Origin of the sequence: Chryseobacterium sp. MYb328, from assembly GCF_037572595.1 — a bacterium.
Lineage (GTDB): Bacteria > Bacteroidota > Bacteroidia > Flavobacteriales > Weeksellaceae > Chryseobacterium > Chryseobacterium pennae.
Genome location: NZ_JBBGZQ010000022.1, coordinates 42,955 through 59,589 on the forward strand (window position 1 = coordinate 42,955; position 16,635 = coordinate 59,589).

The following is a 16,635-nucleotide window of genomic DNA, read 5'->3' on the forward strand; positions in this document are numbered from 1 at the left end:
GCAAAGATAGAACGGATTTTTTGAATTCTCAAATATTTTATAAACTTTTTTTATTTTTTTTTCTATGCCATTTCTTTTTTCTTGATTAATAGCTTTTTAGCAGTATCAACGCAAAGGTCCAAACTTTCCTCAAAACTTGCACTTGTCTTTTTTACTACAATATCATCTCCCGGAACCGCTAAAATAATCTCAGCTGTTTTGTTAGCTTTATCAGCATTATTTTCTACTTTTAGAAATATTTTACACTCATGAATTTTATCATAGAATGTTTCTAGCTTGCTTACTTTTTTTTCGATGTGTGATTCTAGTGGTTCATGTGGAGTTAAACCAATTGATTGTACTGTGATCTTCATAATTCTTCTTTTTTTGATGCTCGAGGGTGAGCTTGATTAAACACTTTTTTCAATTGTTCAATATTAGCATTCGTATACACTTGAGTACTTGCAAGACTGGAATGCCCTAATATTTTTTTTACTTTGGAGATCTCCGCCCCATTATCCAATACGTGAGTAGCAAAGCTATGCCGAAGGATATGAGGACTTTTTTTTTCTTTCGTTGTTATAAGACTAAGGTACTTATTAACTACCACATAAACAAATTTTTCGTTGAGTTTTTTCCCCTTCTTATTGACAAAAAAATAGGTTTGATATTCTGCCTGCGGATTTCTTATTTTCAAATAATTTTTAAGAAGCTCAGACAACTCCCCGGAAATAGGAACTACCCTTTCTTTGTTTCCTTTTCCGATGATTTTTAATTCATTTCCATTTAAGTCAACATGTTCAAATACCAGGCCACAAAGTTCCGCTTTACGCATTCCTGTCTGATAAAGAACCTCCATAATAGATTTCTCCAATATATCATGCATTTGTCCAAAGACACGTTCATTAAGATCTTTCATTTCTTCTTCAGACATAGGGATCTGTTTTTCAGCATAAAACTTAAGAGAAGAGACTCCTTCCGTGGGAGAAATTTTTATTTCACCTATTTTTAATAGAAATAGATAAAAACTTCTAAGAGAAGATAATTTCCTATTGATACTTCTTTTTGAAATATTGTTTTCACTTAAATCAACAATAAAGTTTCTGATAATTTTTTTATCAGCTTTCGAAATATCTTCAGAAGATTCTGTTCGGAGATAGAAATGGGAAAAGTCGTCAAGGTCTTTTTTGTAGCTTGTAATCGTGTGAGGAGAGTACCTTTTTTCGAATTGTAGATATTCTAAAAACTTTTCCAGCATCATGGGATATAAAATAAAAATTCACTTCTCAAATATAAGAATTTAAGAAGTGAATTAATATGTGTTTAAGAAAAAATTCTTAAGCCTGCTCTTCCTTGCTAAGTGCTCTTTGCTTGTAAGCAGCTTTCAACTTAGATTGTCTCAAAGTTACAGAAGGCTTGATAAACGCTTGTCTAGATCTTAATTGACGAACTGTACCTGTTTTATCAAATTTTCTTTTGTATTTTTTTAAAGCTCTGTCGATGGATTCACCATCTTTAACTGGAATTATTAACATATTTTACATCTCATTTTGGATTGCAAAACTAAACATTTTTTCTTAAAACACAAAATTAAAAGCATTTTTATTTTCAACGACTCATGGAATTCCCTAATCCTCCATCCTTGATCAAACTAATAAGTTAAAGAATCCACCGAAACAAGTTATTAATTTAGAATAAAATTCTATTAAAAATATCTCAAACTTGAAAAACAACATAAAACACTAACTAACAGCGTTTTAAATAGGAAATAAGAATAGTAAATTTTATTTTGCAAAAAAACACACAAATGACTCGACACCTTTTTATTTCCTTAATTTTCTTCAGCAGTTTCGTATTTTCTCAGCAAAGAACTAAGATACCTCCACAGAAACCAGGTCCGGCCAGTATGAAAGCTGGCGCTTTTATAGATATTAACTCTGCTCCATATCCTGAGTCCAATTATGACATAACACAATTGGTAAAAGATGTACTTATTACAGGAGGATCTACATGTACTGGAGCTAATGTTAGCAATGTGATGGTATCTCCGAATTTGGCTGCCACCAACCAGAACAGAAGCTGGGGATACTTTAATAAGGCTACTACAAATTTCCCATTTGAAAAAGGTATAATGCTTTCAACCGGATTTGCCAGAAGAGCAGGAAATAATTTCCAGGCAGATTTAGGCGACAATCTCCCTTCCGGCGGAGATACAGATTTAGCAACAGCATTAGGAATTTCAAATTCAGATTTATTCAATGCCACTTTTATAGAATTTGATTTTGTTCCTTTATCCACTGAGGTATCATTTAAATATTTATTTGCTTCTACGGAATATCAGAGTAATTTTACATGTAATTTTACCGACGGTTTTGCTTTACTATTAAAAAAAGTGGGAGACCCTGCTTATACTAACCTTGCTGTCCTTCCTAATGGAGAACCTGTAAGTGTAACCAACATCATTCCTTCCCAGTTGTCTTGCGGGCCAAAGAATGTTCAATACTTTGGTGGATTGAATCCTTCACAAACTGTAACCAATTTTAAAGGCCGCACAATACCATTAACAGCAAAAGCTACTGTCATTCCCGGCCAGACCTATCATTTCAAAATAGTTCTAGCAGATTTTGGTGATTCTCTATTTGATTCCGGGGTATTCCTGGAAGCAGGTTCTTTTGATATCGGAGTCAAAATATTAGACCCTACAGGTGTTCAACCCCCCCCTTTCATCAACCTTTGTGATAACAAGTCACAAGTTCTTACTGCATCGGTTCAGGCCGGAAACCCTACTTATCAATGGTCATTCAACAACATTCCTATTCCAGCTGCCACCTCGGCAAGCCATACTGTAACACAGCCAGGAGTATACAGTGTACAAGTGATCCTACCTGGAAATGCATGTCCAGGGACAGCCAGTATCACCGTCACAACAGGTACATCTGCTACAGTACAAAATACTAAATTAACAACATGCTATACTTCCGGAAATGCTATATATAACTTAACCTCAGCACAATCTTCTATAAGTACAACACCAGGGGTTACATTTCACTATTATCAAAACCTATCTGATGCTAATTCCGGAAATACAAATACCATTGGTACCCCAACAGCCTATTCAAGTCCTGGAAATCAGACAATCTATGTATTGGTAAAAAATGGATTATGTAATAAGGTCGCAGAACTCAGTCTAGTCAAGGCCAATGAAATCATTACCACTATTACAGCTTCCACATCCACTATATGTTATGGACAGAGTGCAACACTAACCTCCAATCATCCCTCCGGCAACACCTGGTCTACTGGAGAAACCACCCAGTCAATTACCATCACAACATCCGGAGTCTACACTTTAACAAACAGCTTAGGAGAATGTACAGGCCAACCAGCTTCTGTAACCATCACCGCCGAAGCAGATCCTAACATACAGATAACCGGCAAACTCTCATTATGCAACGCTCCGACACAGCTCACCGCATCTTCATTGGGAGCGGGAAACACCTATACATGGTCAAATGGAGCAACCGGAAACTCTATCACCGTTTCCATAGCTGGAACTTATACTGTCACAGTAGAAACCAGCAATGGATGTAAATATCAAAAATCAGTAACAGTAACGCAAGATATAATACCTATTCCAACAATCTCAGCTTCCTCTCAAGTAATCTGTGGTAACAATAGCATAATCCTGACTTCCAATCTTCCAACAGGCAATACATGGTCAACCGGAGAAACTACGTCAAGCATTACTGTGACCACTCCAGGCATTTATACGCTAACGAACAGCAACGGGGTCTGTACAAGCCTTCCCGCCTCTGTCACAATTACCAAAGAAGCAAATCCTAACCTAAACATCACAGGAAATACAACTTTCTGTGGAGGAGCTTCTACTACATTAACCGCTACTGCAGCAGGAAATGGAAACAGCTTTTCCTGGTCAAACGGGGTAAACACCGCCAGTAACACTGTAAATACTCCCGGAACTTATACTGTTATTGTAACAACTGGAGCAGGATGTCAGTATCAAAAATCAATAACCGTAACAATGGATCCCAAGATCACAGTCAACATTGCTATACCTGAGGAGATCAACTGTATCAATAAGCAAATTACACTAGATGCTACTACATCCGTTTATCAAGCAGGAGCAACATTTTTATGGACTGCAGCAAATGGAGGAAATATTGTATCAGGTACTAATACTTTGACTCCCATTGTAAGTAACAGTGGAGTCTATACACTTACTATTACTAATCCCACCACCAACGGATGTACAAAACAAGCTTCAGTAACTGTAACAAAAAACACAACTCTTCCTATAATTTCTATTTCAGCTTCATCTCTCACAATATGTCAAGGAGATTCTGTAATCATTACTGCTTCAGGGGCTACAACCTATACATGGTCCGGATTATCGGGAACAGGAAATACTCAAACCGTAGCACCCACTATCACCACAACATATTCAGTTACAGGAACCAATCCAAACAGCTGTAGCTCTACAACAACCATAACCATTAAAGTTGTCCCTGAAATTATATCTACGCTACATAATATTGAAATATGCCAAGGTGACAAAGCGCTTTTAGATGCAGGCCCCGGGCCCCAATACACTTACCTATGGAACAATGGAGCAACGACCCAGACAATTCTCACCAATACTGCAGGAAGTTATTCTGTAAAGATCAGTAACGAAAATTGTTCTAAAATCTTTACAGCAACCGTTTCTTATATTGCCGTACCGGAAATACAGGAAATAACCTACAAAGACAATACATTAACAATACATGCAAAGAATAATGGGAATACACCTTTAGAATACTCTATTGATAATGGTGTCACCTGGCAGTCTTCTCCGGTTTTTCAAAATATTCTCAGAAATTCCCAATATTATATTGTTGTAAAGAATAAAGGAGCATCATGCGCATCCCATATTGAATATTATACTTTTTTCATGGCCAATATTATCACGCCCAATTATGATGGTATCAATGATGTCATCGATTTCAGTATCATCAGTAAATATGGAAATTTTCAGGGTAATATATTTGATAGGTATGGAAAAAATGTTTTCAAAATAGGTACTAAAAAACCTGTCTGGGATGGGACATTTTTAGATCGTCCACTTCCTACCGGCACTTACTGGTATACATTATCATGGGAAGACCGAATTACTAAAAAACCTGTCACATCATCAGGATGGATACTCTTAAAAAACAGAAACTAAAATTTTATATGCCGGCCATTGTGCCGGCATTTCTATTGATCATCACTGTCTTCATTATTATTTTAAAAAGTAATCCAGAGTATTAATGGTATGTAAACAAAAAGTATTACCTTTGCATTCACTTTATTCATGGGGTTGACTGGTTTCGACAGCAAGATCAATGGGTAAGTAAGCATGCAGAGAACCGTAGTGCGATCTCTATAATCCCTTGCTACAAAATTTTAACTGGCAACGAAGAGTTCGCTCTTGCAGCTTAATATCGAAGTATAGTAGATCAAGCGTTTTCCCGAAGTTTTCAGTAGGGAAGCAAGATATTCCACAAATGCTCTGTTCTGCGGCGTTTGATCCTGGGATATAGGAATGCAGAAATAAGATTTCAGAAGCTTCGGCTGAAATTCGAAAAACTTAGAAGATAAGCTGGAAGTTGGGTGTCTACCCTCTGCCTTCAGTCGAAAATCAATGGTAGAATAAGCATGTAGAAAGCTTATGTGTTGCTTGTTTGGACGAGGGTTCGAATCCCTCCAACTCCACAGAAATATAAAAACCACTGATTTATTCAGTGGTTTTTTTTATAAATACAACATATATTATGAAGTGCTATTCTTTTTAAACCATTCAATATAAGCACCTACAGCTTTCTGGAGAAAATTTCTCACTTCTTCATCTTTTAAATTCCCGTTTTCATCCCATACTTTATCAATATGAGGCAAATAAACTTCAGGTTGCTGCATCGCAGGGACATTCAAAAAAACAAGGCTTTGCCTCAAATGATGATTAGCTCCAAAGCCTGATAAATTTCCCGGCGAACTACTGAATACCGCTCCCGGCTTTCCATCCCATACATTCTTACCTGCAGGCCTTGAACCAACATCTATAGCATTTTTCAATACTGCGGGAACAGATCTATTGTGCTCTGGGGTAATAAAAACAACTCCGGCAAGGTTTTTTATTTCATCTCTGAATTTCACATAAGATTCAGGAGCATTATTATAATCATCAAAATCCTGGTTGTATATTGGCAAATTGTCTATTAAAATAATTTTAAACTCAAAACCATGAGGAGCCATAGAAATTAAGGCTTTTGCTATTTTTTTAGAGAAAGATTCTTTCCGTAAACTGCCGGCTATAAGTCCGATTACTTTGTTCATAATAATAGTATTTAAGTGATTATACTATTGATAACAGCAAAAATAATGCGACAATATCAGGAAAATCCGGATTACCAGATAACAGCAATAGAATATTAAGATATCATACTGGGGGATAGACCAAACTGCTTTTTAAAGGTAAAAGAAAAATGAGACAGATCTTCAAATCCCAGATCAAGATAAATATCAGACGCTTTTTTGCCTTTCTCCAACAAATACCAGGCTTCCTGTAACCTCTTTTGAAGCAGCCATTTTCCGGGAGCAATTCCAAAGATTTTTTCGAAATCTCTTTTAAATGTTGCTAAACTTCTTCCGGTGAGATAAGCAAAACGGTCTAGCTTTACATTAAAATGATAATTCTTCAACATAAACTCTTCAAGGTTGATTTTATGTGGATCATAACTGTCATATAAAATATTTTTAAGGGTTACATCGTGTCCAAATAAAAGCAATAACGCCTCTTTTTGTTTTACCAAGGCTAGTTCTGGAGATTTATTTTCTAAAAGATCCTGATATTGCAACAAAGATTCCATAAAATATTTTAAATATGAAACTTCTGATAAATTGATAAATGCCGGTGTTTTCTTTTTTTCCTGTAGTACAAAATCTTCCTCAGTACTCATTTGCTTTAGTAAAGTATCATCAAATCTTATAGACAGTGATTTAAATCCTTCCTCTTCACATGGCTTTTTCAGGAATTTTAAAAGCTGATTTTTCTGAACAAGATACACATCTCCACTTCGGAACACTTTTCTATGTACTCCGTCATTAAGTTCCATTTCTCCTGAAATCACCATAGACAATGCATTATAAGAAACAAACTGTTCTCCTTCACGGAAAACCGTAAAGTAACATGAGTAATTGATATAATCCAGATTTTCAGACATGATAATACTTTGAAATACAGTCAAACCAAAAAAAAATCTGACGTGACTGTTAAAGATACTGTTTTTAATTATTTTATACTAAAATAGATTTCGGCTCAAGGTATTCTTCTAAGCCATAAACTCCAAATTCCCGTCCTATACCCGACTGTTTAAAACCTCCAAAAGGAGCTAAGGGATCATGTTTAAAACCATTTACACAAACTCTTCCTGCATCTATCCATGAAGCTACGTTTAATGCACGCTGTTCATCTGATGATGAAACATAAGCAGCTAATCCATATGTAGTGTCATTTGCAATCGCAATAGCATCTTCTTCATTCTCATATGGGATGATTGAAAGTACCGGACCAAAAATTTCGTCCTGTGCTATTCTCATTTCATTCTTTACATTGGTAAAAATAGTAGCCTTGACAAAGTTACCATTTTCCAGACCTTCAGGCTTCCCTATACCTCCTGACAATAACTCAGCACCCTCTTCTACTCCAATCTTGATATAACTTTGTACCCGTTCATATTGTTTTTCTGAAACCATTGGTCCTACATTCGTGTTTTCATCCTCCGGATTTCCTACTCTTACCTGTTGAATGACTTCTTTTGCAATAGCGTTTACTTCCGCAAGCTTTGAATAAGGAACCAGTAAACGTGTTGGAGCAACACAAGCCTGACCACTATTCATATAGGCTCCAAACACTGCCTGAGGAATTACCTGTTTCAAATCAGCATCATCAAGGATAATATTTGGTGACTTTCCTCCGAGTTCCAATGTCACCCTTTTCATAGAGCCTACAGCCTCTTTCGCAATCATTTTCCCTGTCTGTGTAGAACCGGTAAATGATATTTTAGAAATATAAGAACTATTTACTATTTCACTTCCAACAACATTCCCTAATCCATTCACTACATTAAAAATTCCTTTTGGAAGTCCCGCATTATGAAAGCACTCCATAATAACCTGCGTTTGCATTGCACTCATTTCACTAGGTTTTACTACCATTGTACAACCAGCAGCAACAGCTGTTGCAAATTTGCTACAGATAAAACTATTACTGGAATTCCAAGGGGTAATAATTCCCACTACTCCTACAGGTGTCATTTCTACCTTGGTGTTTCCTGCTTTTCGGGTAAATTTAAAATGACGCAAAACTTCTATCATACTATCGAAGCTACTTAGCATATTTTGAAAACTCATGGTACAAAACTGTCTCGTTCCACCATATTCCAGAATCATCGTCTCAATGAGATCTTTTTCTCTACTTTCAACAGCTTTCTTTACATTCTGAAGAATAGCAATACGTTCTTCAACAGTTGACTTTGAAAATGTTTTAAAAGCTTCTTTTGCAGCAATAATCGCTTTTTGGGTATCTATTTCATTTCCCAATACCACCTCTCCAATTTTCTGATGATTGGAAGGATTAATGAGGTCAAAAGTTTCAGTCCCACTCAGTGTAATAAATTCGCCATTAATATAGGCTTGGTCAATATTTTTCATATGTATTTATTTTAATTTTACATGACAAATTTCTGACAATAGATCACTCATAGCTTTGCCAAGAAGCTCAATTCAACTTTGTTAAAAAGCTCAAAAAAAATATAACGTGAAAAATACGCCCTTAAGAAAACAAAAAAGACCCTTAAATAGGGCCTTTTAAATTATTTCATCTTTTTATAAAATTCGTAGAGTGCATCAATATCTGCAGAGCAAAGTATGGGGAGCACTTTCTCAAGAATTATTTCATCCCATTCCCACCATTTCATTTCAAGCAACAGTGCTATATGATATTCACTAAACCTTTTTCTGATAGGTTTTGCTGGGTTTCCCCCTACAATCGTATAAGGTTCTACATCTTTGGTTACCAGAGCACGGCTCCCAATCACTGCTCCGTCACCAATTTTAACTCCAGCCATGACCATTGCTTCCGTACCAATCCACACGTCATTTCCGATGACAGTATCACCTGCTGGTTCAAAGGCATCTTTACTATTTTGAAAGTATTCCACTTCTGACATATAATAGAAGGGAAAACTTGAAATCCAGTCATAGCGATGTCCCTGATTTCCACTCATGATAAAACTGGCACCACTTCCAACGGAACAATAGGAACCAATAATTAACTTATCTACATCATTTCTGTCAGGAAACAAATAACGGGCACAATCGTCAAAGGAATGGCCATGATAGTATCCGGAGTAATATGAATATTTACCGGCAATAATATTGGGGTTTTGAATATGGTCTTGTATGATTTTGCCCTTAAAAGGACTTTCAAAGAAATTTTTCATTTTTTAGCTTTTAAATATAACAATAGAGATAAGGAGAACAGCTGTAAGCCATTCTTTAGAAAAAATAGGTTTTGTTAATTCAAAAAAGCTAACGTGTTAATTTCATAACACACAAATATAGGTAAAAAAGCATAGACTTTTCATTCATTTTTGATCCGGAAAAGACAAAATCTGACTTTTTTCAACCATTTTATTCAGAAAATAATTCAGTCTATCAGCAATTTAAAATTAATACTCTATAATCCAATCAAATATAAATAGCTGAAAACTAAAACACTAAACACAGCTCATCTAAAATGAAAACTCTCTGTCCACAAAAAAGACTAAAAAAATGTTTTATCGTAAAGAATTTTATATATTTGCAGCATCTAACAATTAAAAAAATAATTTACTATGTCAGACATTGCATCAAGAGTAAAAGCTATCATCGCTGATAAGCTTGACGTTGAAGAAACAGAAGTAACTCCTGAAGCTAGCTTCACTAACGATTTAGGAGCAGATTCACTAGATACAGTTGAGTTAATCATGGAATTTGAAAAAGAATTTAACATTCAGATCCCTGATGACCAAGCTGAAAAAATTACTACTGTAGGGCACGCTATCGCTTACATCGAAGAAGTAGTAAATAAATAATATTCTTCAACAAAAAAGAAATTAAACAAAGTTTATGGAATTAAAAAGAGTAGTTGTAACAGGTTTTGGAGCAATAACACCAATCGGAAATAATGCAAAAGAATACTGGGAAAATCTTGTAAAAGGTGAGAGCGGAGCCGCTCCGATTACTCTTTTTGATGCCACAAACTTTAAAACCAAGTTCGCTTGTGAGGTGAAAGGTTTCGATCCATTACAGCATTTCGATAAGAAAGAAGCTAAAAAAATGGACCGAAATACTCAATTGGGGCTTGTTGCTGCTAAAGAAGCAGTAGCACATTCCGGCATTATTGAAGATAATGTAGATAAAAACAGAGTTGGTGTAATTTGGGGCTCCGGAATCGGAGGTCTGGAAACATTTGAAACGGAAGTTTTAGGATGGGCAAATACGGAGATTCCTAGATTCAACCCGTTCTTTATTCCTAAGATGATTGCTGATATGACTCCTGGTCAGATCTCAATTGAATATGGTTTCCATGGTCCTAACTATACAACTGTATCTGCATGTGCTTCTTCAGCTAATGCTATAATTGATTCCAAGATGCTTATCCAATTAGGGAAAGCAGACGTGATTGTGTGCGGAGGCTCTGAAGCAGCCGTTACGGCAAGTGGTGTCGGTGGATTCAATGCAATGATGGCACTTTCTACAAGAAATGATGATCCTACAACAGCTTCAAGACCTTTTGACAAAGACAGAGATGGATTTGTATTAGGCGAAGGTGCTGGATGTATTGTTCTTGAAGAATATGAGCACGCGGTAAAACGTGGGGCTACAATTTATGCAGAATTATTGGGAGGCGGTATGAGTGCAGATGCATATCATATGACTGCTCCACATCCTGAAGGCCTTGGTGCTTATCTGGTAATGAAAAACTGTTTGGAAGATGCAGGCTTAACTGCTGATGAAGTAGATCATATCAACATGCATGGTACTTCTACTCCATTAGGAGATATTGCAGAATCCAACGCAATTTCGAAATTATTAGGCGAGCATGCTTTTGACATTCAGATCAATTCTACAAAGTCAATGACAGGTCACCTTTTAGGGGCTGCAGGTGTTATTGAGGCTATCGCTGCGTTAGGAACTATTATTCATGGTATTGTTCCTCCTACCATTAACCATTTCACTGATGATGAAAAGATTGACAGCAGACTAAACTTTACGTTTAACACTGCCGTTAAGAAAGATGTAAAAGTAGCCATGAGCAATACTTTTGGATTTGGCGGGCATAACGCTTGCGTTCTATTTAAGAAAATCTAAATTCAATGAATGGAGTTACAGAAATACTTTTCTAAATTCCTTCTCAAAAAAAGAAAAAGACAATTAACGGAAAGAGATTATTTCCTCAGTACTGAACTTAAAAAAGTTTTGGGTACAGAGGTAGAAAATATGGCTCTTTACCGTGAGGCTTTTTCTTTAAAAAATTCTTCTAAAAATCAAGACAGTAATTACGAAAGGCTTGAATTTTTAGGAGATTCTGTTTTGGGTACAATTATTTCTTGTCATTTGTTCCAGACCTATCCTCAGGCTAATGAAGGATATCTGACACAGATGAAATCTAAGATTGTTAATAGGAAAAATCTTAATAAATTAGGGGAAGACCTTAAGCTTACAGACCTTCTGCAAAAGCAGAATAATTCTTCAGCTTTAGGGGAAAATATCTCTGGAAATTTATTTGAAGCTTTAATCGGTGCCGTTTATCTGGATTTCCATTATGACACTTGCAGAAAGATCATTCTGGAAAGACTTCTGACCCCTTCCGAAATTAACAAACTTGAAAATAAAATTGTCAGCTACAAAGGTCTCCTTCTTGAATGGAGCCAGAAAAAGAAGGTAAGTATAAAGTACGAAACCTGTGAGGAAATACAGCCCAACAAAGCAGTTATGTTTCGTTGTCATGTATGGCTGGGTGATGAAAAGATTGCCAATGCTACAGAAACCTCCAAGAAAAAGGCTGAAGAAAAGGCAGCACAGAGGGCTTTTTATATTTTAAATAAAAAAGAAAATATACTTGGAAATTCAAAAACTTTATGATCTGGATGATATAGAATTTGAAGATATTGCCATAGGATTGGTAAGATTAGCAAAAGATATACCCGCTCATGAGTTTTTCTATAAAATAAATCAACTTAACAATCTCAGTTTTTCAAGAAAAAAAGACATGGTCTTTCATGGGGATTATTATGATTACTTTTTTCCAAGGTTTGAGGCTTATCACAAGTTTTCTAAGACCTGTTTTACCTTTATTTCAAATAAATCTTCTGAAAGTAAACAAAAAAAAGTTCAAACCGAGCTCTTTACAGAAGAAGAAAACATTAAATTTTTATTAAATAATCAGGTAGATGTAGAATATATTCTGCATAGTTCGGAACAGTTTCCTGATTTTTCCGTAATTTTACTCCCTGAAAATCTTGTTTTTCCAATTCAAGATTATACACTGAGTTCTGATGAGGAACTTTATCAAATTATCCAGTATTATGAATAAGTATTTAAAGAAGACAAAAATTATCGCAACACTAGGGCCTGCTTCGTCATCGAAGGAGGTAATGTTAGATCTAATGAAGGCGGGTGTTGATATTTTCAGAATAAATTTTTCCCATGCAGATTACGACTTAGTTCGATCAAATATTGAAATAATTAGAGAGCTAAACAACGAGTATGGTTATTCAGTGGGTATCTTAGGAGACCTTCAGGGACCTAAGCTAAGAGTAGGTGTCGTAAAAGAAGGATCATATCTGAACCCTGGAGATATTCTTACTTTCACTAATGAAAAGATGGAAGGAGACTCTACCAAGGTTTATATGACTTATCAACAGTTTCCACAGGATGTAAAAGTAGGGGAAAGAATCCTTATTGATGATGGAAAACTGATGTTGGAGGTTATCGAAACCAATGAAATAGATACTGTAAAAGCAAAAACCATTCAGGGAGGTCCGTTAAGTTCTAAAAAAGGAGTTAATCTACCTAACACGAATGTTTCTCTCCCTGCATTGACAGAAAAGGATATTCAGGATGCTAACTTCATGCTTGACATGGAGGTAGACTGGATTGCTCTTTCTTTCGTACGTCATGCACAGGATATCATTGATTTGAAAGAATTAATTGCAAAACATCCAAACGGTAAATTCAAAACTCCGATTATCGCTAAGATTGAAAAACCTGAAGGGGTTAAAAATATTGAAGAAATCTTATTGGAATGTGATGGACTGATGGTTGCCCGTGGTGACTTAGGAGTTGAAGTTCCAATGGAGGAAGTTCCAGCTATCCAGAAAAACCTGGTAGAGAAAGCAAGATTCTATTCTAAGCCGGTAATTATTGCCACTCAGATGATGGAAACAATGATCAACAGCTTAACGCCAACCAGAGCGGAAGTAAATGACGTTGCCAACTCTGTATTGGATGGAGCTGATGCGGTAATGCTTTCAGGAGAAACTTCTGTAGGAAGATATCCGGTACAGGTGGTAGAAAATATGGCTAAAATTGTAAAAAACATTGAAACCACTCACTTCTATCAACACAAGAACGAACCAATTGAAAAAGACTACAACTGCATCGATGAGAGATTCATTACGAACAGGGTATGTCTTGCTGCGGTAAGAATTGCTAAAACAACAAACGTTTCTGCGATCGTAACCTTGACTCACTCAGGATATACAGCTTTCCAGCTTGCAGCTCACAGACCTAACTCTCAGATTATCGTATACAGTGGCAACAAAAGAGTAATTACTATGCTGAACCTTCTTTGGGGTGTTCACGCTTACTATTACGATATGAAAAAGTCTACCGACGAAACCATTATCCAGGTAAATATGCTAACCCATAATTACGGTTATATTGAGACAGGTGACTTCGTTATCAACATCAATGCAACTCCATCGTATGAAGGGGGTAAAACTAATACGTTGAGATTAACGACAGTTTAATTGAATAAGCAATAAGCAATAAGCAAAGTTACTTTTTGCCAAAGCATAAAAAACTCCCGGAAATTGATTTTCGGGAGTTTTTATTTTATAATATAGGTTTAAAACTTAGTTACCTACAATAGTCTTTGCGGTTACAAACTCTTTTAAAGCATGTAAAGAAAGCTCTGTTCCATACCCTGAACCCTTTGAGCCTCCGAATGGGAAACGTGGGTCAGAACTGGTCATTCTGTTGATATTAACAGTTCCTGATTCCAGGTTTTCAATAAAGAATAGCTGACGGTCTTTGTCTTTAGTCCAGACAGAGTTTGAAAGCCCGAAAGGAATATCATTGGCAATCTGTAATGCTTCTTCCGCATCCTTTGCAATCATGACCATTCCAAGTGGTCCGAAAAGTTCTTCTTTTAAGATTGGATTTCCTTCCTTAACTCTGATTAAACCCGGTTGAAATTGATTCTCTGAAATTCTCTCCAAAGGAAGAATGATTTCAGCACCATTTTCCAACGCTCTGTTGAACTGAGCTTCTAACTCATCAGCCAAGTCTGGTCTTGCCATTCCTGCTAATCTAGTTTCTTTATTTAAAGGATCTCCGATTTCATATTTTTTATATTCTTCAATGAAAATAGGTAAAAACTGATCTTCGATCTTTTCATCAATAATAAATCTTTTAGCTGCAGTACAAGTTTGTCCACAGTTTTGAAGCCTTGATTTTGCTCCGGCTTTTGCAGCTCCTTCAAGATCTGCATCCTCAAAAATGATAAATGCATCACTTCCTCCCAATTCAAGTAAAGATTTTTTAATATTTAAGCCTGCAATAGATGCTACTTCACCTCCTGCTTTTCCACTTCCTGTAAGACTTACTCCCTTTACAGCATCGTGCTCAAGAATTTCTTTTACTGCTTTGTGACCTACTTCAAGATTCTGGAATACTCCTTCTGGGAAACCTGCTTCCAAAAGTACTTCTTCTATTGCATTTCCGCTTCCGAAACAAATTGAAGCATGTTTTAAAACCACTGTATTTCCAGCCAAAATTGCAGGAACAGCAAATCTCAATACCTGCCAGAAAGGAAAGTTCCAGGGCATTACTCCCAGGATTACTCCTTTAGGAGCATAATGAACTTCAGAATAGGTAAATTCAGATTCTATTTCTTCGGGTTTTAAAATATTTTCAGCATTGGCATAATAGTTCATCATTAAAGCGCACTTTTCCACCTCAGCAATCGATTCCGAAATGGGTTTATTCATTTCCGTAGTAATGATCCTTCCAAATTTCTCTGAATTATTTTTTAGTATTTCTGCTGCTTTTGCGATTAACTTTTGCTTTTCTTCAAACGGCACTTTTCGCCACACTGAAAACACACCATCTGCTTTAATAAGCTTGTTTTCAATTAATTGTTCCATAATATAATTTCTGTTTTAAATTCAGCTAATGAATTTATGAGCACTTTTATTTTAAAAGCACGATAAAGTCAGCAAATTCTATTCCTTAAGGGTCAAAAAAAGAATGATTTTCTCTATCGGAAGAATATAGACTTCTCTTAAATCATTAGCCATTCATTCACCAGACAAGCTGCAAGTCTTGCCGTTCTGTCCTGAATATCGAACAACGGATTGACTTCTGCTACATCCAATGCAACCAGTTTTTTGTTTTTTAAGATATGCCTGTAAAAATGCATAAAGGTTGCGTCTGCAAAGATACCATTATATGCTGAAGCTGAAACCCCCGGAGCGATAGATGCATTAAAAACATCCATACAAATGGTAAGATAAACATAATCTACATTCTCCAGCAAGTCATCAATACGCTGATAAATAGAGGGGAGGTTTTCAAAGAATAATTCATCTGCAAGGATATACTTCATTCCATATTGATGCGCTGTATCAAAGAGTTTTAAGGTATTGGAATTCCTCTGAATCCCGATGTGTAAAGAATTAATAGATCCTTCCTGAGCTATTTGCCAGAATCCGGTTCCTGAGCTTGGTCCTACTCCCTTTTCCGGTTGTCTGTTATCAAAGTGAGCATCAATATTGATAATTCCTATTTTTTGTTCCGGAAAAGCTGTTTTAATCCCCAAATAATGAGCGTAGGTCACTTCATGTCCCCCACCCAAAACGAGTGATTTACCACCTTTTAAAAGCACTTTTGAAACATTTTTGGCAAGATTGTTCTGAGTATTTTCCAGGTTACCATCCTCACAAGTAATGTTTCCGAAATCCAGCATGGCAAAATTGGGAAGAATTACTGGAAAATTAGCCATATTTTTTCTGATCACGTTGGGGGCATCTTTAGCACCCTGACGGCCTTTATTCCTCCTGACTCCTTCATCCACGGCAAAACCGTGCAAAGCGAAATCATTCGTTAAAATATTATCGTAATTCTGTTCTTCCTTTACTCTCTGAAATAGCCTGTGGAAAAGAAGCTCTTCTCCATCTAATCTACCCTGCCAAATATTTTGAAGCATAATCCTTTAAAATTCAATTTTAGTCACATCATTCTATTCAGTAAAGCTAATTAATATTGTTTACATATAAAAACTCCTTTGCA

15 protein-coding genes and 1 other RNA gene are annotated in these 16,635 nt (G+C 36.1%); 7 read left to right on the forward strand and 9 right to left on the reverse strand.

All coding sequences use genetic code 11. The features are described from left to right. Positions 1 to 62 precede the first annotated feature (62 nt). From WH267_RS19070 to rpsU, 3 genes are all read right to left on the reverse strand, one after another. Positions 63 to 353, reverse strand: a complete 291-nt coding sequence (locus WH267_RS19070) for an HPF/RaiA family ribosome-associated protein (protein WP_115970438.1) — start codon at positions 351 to 353, stop codon at positions 63 to 65. Then, on the reverse strand, positions 350 to 1,237 hold the full coding sequence (locus WH267_RS19075) for a tyrosine-type recombinase/integrase (RefSeq protein ID WP_340010367.1): 888 nt from the start codon (positions 1,235 to 1,237) through the stop codon (positions 350 to 352). Before WH267_RS19075 ends, WH267_RS19070 begins: the two co-directional genes overlap by 4 nt. Positions 1,238 to 1,316: 79 nt before the next feature. Then, positions 1,317 to 1,514 (reverse strand): 30S ribosomal protein S21, encoded by a 198-nt coding sequence (rpsU, locus tag WH267_RS19080; protein WP_045501128.1) that lies wholly within the window; start codon positions 1,512 to 1,514, stop codon positions 1,317 to 1,319. 272 nt (positions 1,515 to 1,786) lie between these two features. Between rpsU and WH267_RS19085 the strand changes: the two genes are divergently transcribed. Next, on the forward strand, positions 1,787 to 5,203 hold the full coding sequence (locus WH267_RS19085) for a choice-of-anchor L domain-containing protein (RefSeq protein ID WP_340010312.1): 3,417 nt from the start codon (positions 1,787 to 1,789) through the stop codon (positions 5,201 to 5,203). A 131-nt stretch (positions 5,204 to 5,334) separates the two neighbouring features. Further along, positions 5,335 to 5,736: a transfer-messenger RNA gene (gene ssrA, locus WH267_RS19090) on the forward strand. Between the two features lie 54 nt (positions 5,737 to 5,790). Here the strand turns inward: ssrA and WH267_RS19095 are convergent. The 4 genes from WH267_RS19095 to catB all read right to left on the reverse strand — a co-directional run bounded on the left by WH267_RS19095 (position 5,791) and on the right by catB (position 9,518). After that, entirely contained in the window at positions 5,791 to 6,351 is a 561-nt protein-coding gene (locus WH267_RS19095; protein WP_340010313.1) for an NADPH-dependent FMN reductase, read from the reverse strand. Between the two features lie 95 nt (positions 6,352 to 6,446). Beyond that, positions 6,447 to 7,238 (reverse strand): helix-turn-helix domain-containing protein, encoded by a 792-nt coding sequence (locus WH267_RS19100; RefSeq protein WP_340010315.1) that lies wholly within the window; start codon positions 7,236 to 7,238, stop codon positions 6,447 to 6,449. Between the two features lie 73 nt (positions 7,239 to 7,311). Further along, the gene (locus WH267_RS19105) at positions 7,312 to 8,727 is read right to left on the reverse strand and encodes an aldehyde dehydrogenase family protein (protein ID WP_340010317.1); all 1,416 of its coding nucleotides are present in this window, start codon (positions 8,725 to 8,727) and stop codon (positions 7,312 to 7,314) included. Between the two features lie 161 nt (positions 8,728 to 8,888). Beyond that, positions 8,889 to 9,518, reverse strand: a complete 630-nt coding sequence (catB, locus tag WH267_RS19110) for a type B chloramphenicol O-acetyltransferase (protein ID WP_340010319.1) — start codon at positions 9,516 to 9,518, stop codon at positions 8,889 to 8,891. Between the two features lie 393 nt (positions 9,519 to 9,911). Here catB and WH267_RS19115 point away from each other — a divergent pair, with 393 nt between their 5' ends. Genes WH267_RS19115 through pyk form a run of 5 tightly spaced genes read left to right on the forward strand, consistent with a single transcriptional unit; the run spans position 9,912 to position 14,093 of the window. After that, entirely contained in the window at positions 9,912 to 10,151 is a 240-nt protein-coding gene (locus WH267_RS19115) for an acyl carrier protein (protein WP_002976354.1), read from the forward strand. Positions 10,152 to 10,185: 34 nt separating this feature from the next. Continuing rightward, entirely contained in the window at positions 10,186 to 11,430 is a 1,245-nt protein-coding gene (fabF, locus tag WH267_RS19120) for a beta-ketoacyl-ACP synthase II (protein ID WP_340010320.1), read from the forward strand. Positions 11,431 to 11,439: 9 nt separating this feature from the next. Continuing rightward, on the forward strand, positions 11,440 to 12,204 hold the full coding sequence (gene rnc / locus WH267_RS19125) for a ribonuclease III (RefSeq protein ID WP_123320878.1): 765 nt from the start codon (positions 11,440 to 11,442) through the stop codon (positions 12,202 to 12,204). Then, complete coding sequence (locus WH267_RS19130) at positions 12,182 to 12,655, forward strand: IPExxxVDY family protein (protein ID WP_340010321.1); 474 nt, start codon at positions 12,182 to 12,184, stop codon at positions 12,653 to 12,655. Before rnc ends, WH267_RS19130 begins: the two co-directional genes overlap by 23 nt. After that, positions 12,648 to 14,093 (forward strand): pyruvate kinase, encoded by a 1,446-nt coding sequence (pyk, locus tag WH267_RS19135; protein ID WP_115970581.1) that lies wholly within the window; start codon positions 12,648 to 12,650, stop codon positions 14,091 to 14,093. The genes WH267_RS19130 and pyk overlap by 8 nt, the downstream gene beginning before the upstream one ends. A gap of 105 nt (positions 14,094 to 14,198) precedes the next feature. Here the strand turns inward: pyk and WH267_RS19140 are convergent, their stop codons facing one another. Together WH267_RS19140 and hutG are read right to left on the reverse strand one after the other, a co-directional pair. Beyond that, positions 14,199 to 15,491 carry an aldehyde dehydrogenase family protein gene (locus WH267_RS19140; protein ID WP_115970447.1) on the reverse strand — a complete coding sequence of 431 codons (1,293 nt, stop codon included), beginning with the start codon at positions 15,489 to 15,491 and terminating at the stop codon, positions 14,199 to 14,201. A gap of 137 nt (positions 15,492 to 15,628) precedes the next feature. After that, positions 15,629 to 16,552 (reverse strand): formimidoylglutamase, encoded by a 924-nt coding sequence (hutG, locus tag WH267_RS19145; protein ID WP_340010323.1) that lies wholly within the window; start codon positions 16,550 to 16,552, stop codon positions 15,629 to 15,631. Between the last annotated feature and the right edge of the window lie 83 nt (positions 16,553 to 16,635).

Excerpts from the sequence above, each read along its gene's own strand:
- WH267_RS19070 (WP_115970438.1), bottom strand. The coding sequence starts at position 353 with ATGAAGATCACAGTACAATCAATTGGTTTAACTCCACATGAACCACTA.
- WH267_RS19075 (WP_340010367.1), bottom strand. The coding sequence starts at position 1,237 with ATGCTGGAAAAGTTTTTAGAATATCTACAATTCGAAAAAAGGTACTCT.
- rpsU (WP_045501128.1), bottom strand. The coding sequence starts at position 1,514 with ATGTTAATAATTCCAGTTAAAGATGGTGAATCCATCGACAGAGCTTTA.
- WH267_RS19085 (WP_340010312.1), top strand. The coding sequence starts at position 1,787 with ATGACTCGACACCTTTTTATTTCCTTAATTTTCTTCAGCAGTTTCGTA.
- WH267_RS19095 (WP_340010313.1), bottom strand. The coding sequence starts at position 6,351 with ATGAACAAAGTAATCGGACTTATAGCCGGCAGTTTACGGAAAGAATCT.
- WH267_RS19100 (WP_340010315.1), bottom strand. The coding sequence starts at position 7,238 with ATGTCTGAAAATCTGGATTATATCAATTACTCATGTTACTTTACGGTT.
- WH267_RS19105 (WP_340010317.1), bottom strand. The coding sequence starts at position 8,727 with ATGAAAAATATTGACCAAGCCTATATTAATGGCGAATTTATTACACTG.
- catB (WP_340010319.1), bottom strand. The coding sequence starts at position 9,518 with ATGAAAAATTTCTTTGAAAGTCCTTTTAAGGGCAAAATCATACAAGAC.
- WH267_RS19115 (WP_002976354.1), top strand. The coding sequence starts at position 9,912 with ATGTCAGACATTGCATCAAGAGTAAAAGCTATCATCGCTGATAAGCTT.
- fabF (WP_340010320.1), top strand. The coding sequence starts at position 10,186 with ATGGAATTAAAAAGAGTAGTTGTAACAGGTTTTGGAGCAATAACACCA.
- rnc (WP_123320878.1), top strand. The coding sequence starts at position 11,440 with ATGGAGTTACAGAAATACTTTTCTAAATTCCTTCTCAAAAAAAGAAAA.
- pyk (WP_115970581.1), top strand. The coding sequence starts at position 12,648 with ATGAATAAGTATTTAAAGAAGACAAAAATTATCGCAACACTAGGGCCT.
- WH267_RS19140 (WP_115970447.1), bottom strand. The coding sequence starts at position 15,491 with ATGGAACAATTAATTGAAAACAAGCTTATTAAAGCAGATGGTGTGTTT.
- hutG (WP_340010323.1), bottom strand. The coding sequence starts at position 16,552 with ATGCTTCAAAATATTTGGCAGGGTAGATTAGATGGAGAAGAGCTTCTT.